Genomic DNA, 3139 nt, shown 5'->3' with positions numbered 1-3139 from the left:
CCCCTCCTTTCACACCCCGCCCCACTCCACCCACCCGCCGCACCCCTACGCGCCCCCCACCTCCCCGCCCGACCGGTCCGCCGCACCCCAGCACGTGCTCGACGCCTTCGCCGGGCGGCACGACGCCGCCGTCAGCCTCGCCCGGCTCGGCCGGTGGGAGGAGGCCGCCGCCGCCCACCGCGCCCTTGCCGCGGAACGCGCCGCCGCGCTCGGCGGCGACCACCCCGACACCCTCGCCAGCCGCCACCAGACCGGCCTGTGCCTGGCCCGCCTCGGCCGCACCGCGGAGGCGCTGGAGGAGTTCCGCACCGCTGCCGCCGGCCGGGAGCGGCGCCTGGGGCGGGAGCACGTCGACACGCTCGCCGTCCGGCAGGAGACCGCGTACGCCCTCGGGCAACTCGGCCGCCACGCCGAGGCGCTGGAGGTCTACGGCGGCGTGCTCGCCGACCGGGAGCGCACCATGGGCTACGAACACCCCGACACCCTGCGCTGCCGCCACAACCTCGCGTACACCCTCAGCCGCCTCGGCCGCTACGAGGAGTCCTACCGCGTCGCCAGCGAGGTCACCGCCGTCCGCACCCGCGTCCTCGGCGGCGACCACCCCGACACCCTCGTCACCCGCTACGAGGTCGGCCACGCGCTGGGCAGCCTCGGCCACTGGGAGCAGGCCCTCGCGACGTACCGCGAGGTCGCCACCGCCCGCGCCGCCACCCTCGGCCGCGACCACCCCGACACCCAGGCCGCGCGCTACGAGGCGGGCATCTGCCTGGGGCGCCTCGGCCGGCACGAGGAGGCCCTCGGCCACTACGAGACGCTGATCGCCGACCGCACCCAGACCCTCGGCACCCGCCACCCCGAGACGCTGCGCGCCCGCCACATCCGCTGCGTCACCCTCGGCCGCCTCGGCCGCTGGCACGAGGCGCTGACCGAGGCCCGCGAGGTCACGGCCGTACGCGAGCGCGTCCTCGGCCCGGAACACCCCGACACCCTCGCGGGCCGCCGCGAGATCGCCGTCGCGCTGGGCTGGCTGAGCCGCTGGCCGGAGGCGCTGACGGTGCACCGAGAGGTGGCCCGCGCGCGCGAACGCACGCTGGGCGCCAGCCACTCGGAGACGCTGTCGAGCCGCCACGACGAGGCCCACTGCCTGGAGCAGATGGGCCGCACGGCGGAAGCGGCGGAGGTCTACCGCCTGGCGGCCTCCCGCCGGTCCTCGGGCTGAGGCGGGCCGAGCTGCCGGCGGCGGGCAGCGCGGAGCTGGAGCCCGCGCGCAGGGCGGGCAGGGCGTGGACGGAGGCGGTGTTGCAGGCGACGACGAGCGCGTCCGGCCCGTACGCGACGGCGGCCCGCGCGCAGGCGAGCACCCGCTCCCCCAGATCAGCGGGCTCCCGGGGCCCCCAGGGCATGCCGTCGGGGTCGGAGGACAGCACGAGCCGGGCATCGGGCCGCAACCGCCGCACAGCGGCGGCGGCGGGCAGAAGCCCCAGCCCGGAATCCACAAGCGCGATCTTCACGCCGGTCACTTTAGTGCCTCCGCCCGGCCGCTCAGCTGCCGTACGGGGCCGGGGGCGGCCGCCGGCCGGTCCGCGCCCGGCTCCCGACCCGCCCCCGCGGTGCTCGCCCCCGGCGGGTGCGGCGCGGGAGACTTGGCGCGTGACTCTTCTGTCGTGGATCGCCCTGCTTTCCCTGCTCGCCTGGGCCTGGCTGCTCCTCGGGCAGGGGCTCTTCTGGCGGACCGACGTCCGGCTGCCGCTTCGCCCGCCGCCCGCGCAGTGGCCCACCGTGGCCGTGGTCGTGCCCGCGCGGGACGAGGCCGCCGTGCTGCCCGACAGCCTCCCCTCCCTGCTGGCGCAGGCGTATCCGGGGTCCGCGCAGGTCTTCCTCGTCGACGACGGCAGCACCGACGGCACCGCGGGGACCGCCCGTACGCTCGCCGCAGAGGCCGGGGACGGCGCCCTGCCCCTCACCGTCTCCTCCCCCGGCGAGCCCCCGCCCGGGTGGACCGGGAAGCTGTGGGCGCTGCGGCACGGGATCGAGCAGGCGTACCGGGCCGACGCCGAGTATCTGCTGCTCACCGACGCCGACATCGCCCACCGGCCCGAGAGCCTGCGGGAGTTGGTCGCCGCCGCCGAGGCCGGGGGGTACGACCTGGTGTCGCAGATGGCCCGGCTGCGTACCGCGACCGGCTGGGAGCGGCTCGTGGTGCCGGCGTTCGTGTACTTCTTCGCCCAGCTCTACCCGTTCCGCTGGGTCAACCGCGCCGACGGCAGGACCGCCGCCGCGGCCGGCGGCTGCGTGCTGCTCAAGGCGGACGCGGCCCGCAGGGCGGGGATCCCCGAGGCGGTGCGCGGGGCGCTCATCGACGACGTGTCCGTGGCGCGTGCGGTCAAGCGCACCGGCGGGCGGATCTGGCTGGGCCTCGCCGAGCGGGTCGACAGCGTGCGGCCGTACCCGCGGCTGGCCGAGCTGTGGAGCATGGTCTCGCGCAGCGCGTACGCCCAACTGCGGCACAGCCCGCTGCTGCTGGCCGCAGCCGTCGGCGGGCTCGCGCTCGTGTACCTCGTGCCGCCGCTGGCGCTGGCCGCCGGGCTCCTCGGCGGTGCGCCCGCCGTCGCGGTGGCGGGGACGCTCGCGTGGGCGGTGATGGCGGGGACGTACCTGCCCGTGCTGAGGTACTACGGGCAGCCGCCGTGGGCCGCCGCGCTGCTGCCCTTCACCGCCGGGCTGTATCTGCTCATGACGGTCGACTCGGCCGTACGGCACCACCGGGGCAAGGGCGCCGCCTGGAAGGGCAGAACGTACGCATGACCTACGCGTGAGTAGCCCAACTCCCCCCGTCCACCTGCTCTTTACAGAATCTCAACACGACGAGAAGCCCGGATTGCCCTTGTTGACACGCATTGATGAGGGTCGGTTACTCGAACCCGCAAAACAACCCTCTTATCGGTCTCCCCAACGACCACATCGTGGGCTTAACTTATGCGGTATGACCTCCCCCCGCCCGTACGGCAGCGGCTACTATGCGGCGCCGGCTTTCCCTGACACCCCGATCTACGACAGTCTGGTCGAAGAGCGGGGTACCCCCCAGATCGCCCCGATCCGGGTCCCTTCGTACGACTCCGGCCCGCACCTGCCGGCCCTG

The 3139-nt window shown here is 75.6% G+C and carries 3 protein-coding genes and 1 pseudogene; 3 read left to right on the top strand and 1 reads right to left on the bottom strand.

Features of this window, described 5'->3' with window-relative positions:
• On the top strand, positions 1-1219 hold a 1219-nt coding region (locus H5J30_RS23885; protein ID WP_181789432.1), incomplete at its 5' end, for a tetratricopeptide repeat protein.
• 39 nt (positions 1220-1258) lie between these two features.
• On the opposite strand, the pseudogene H5J30_RS37735 reads toward H5J30_RS23885, so the two are convergent.
• Positions 1259-1511: pseudogene (locus H5J30_RS37735) on the bottom strand (glutamate racemase); the annotation flags it as partial.
• A 139-nt stretch (positions 1512-1650) separates the two neighbouring features.
• Here H5J30_RS37735 and H5J30_RS23875 point away from each other — a divergent pair.
• Both H5J30_RS23875 and H5J30_RS37525 read left to right on the top strand, forming a co-directional pair.
• Positions 1651-2805, top strand: a complete 1155-nt coding sequence (locus H5J30_RS23875) for a glycosyltransferase (protein ID WP_181789431.1) — start codon at positions 1651-1653, stop codon at positions 2803-2805.
• Positions 2806-2983: 178 nt separating this feature from the next.
• On the top strand, positions 2984-3139 hold a 156-nt coding region (locus tag H5J30_RS37525; RefSeq protein ID WP_374101017.1), incomplete at its 3' end, for a DUF6643 family protein.

This window comes from Streptomyces phytophilus (genome assembly GCF_013870535.1).
Lineage (GTDB): Bacteria > Actinomycetota > Actinomycetes > Streptomycetales > Streptomycetaceae > Streptomyces > Streptomyces phytophilus.
The sequence above is the reverse complement of the archived record's forward strand: the minus strand, read 5'-3'. Positions and strand labels throughout refer to the sequence as shown.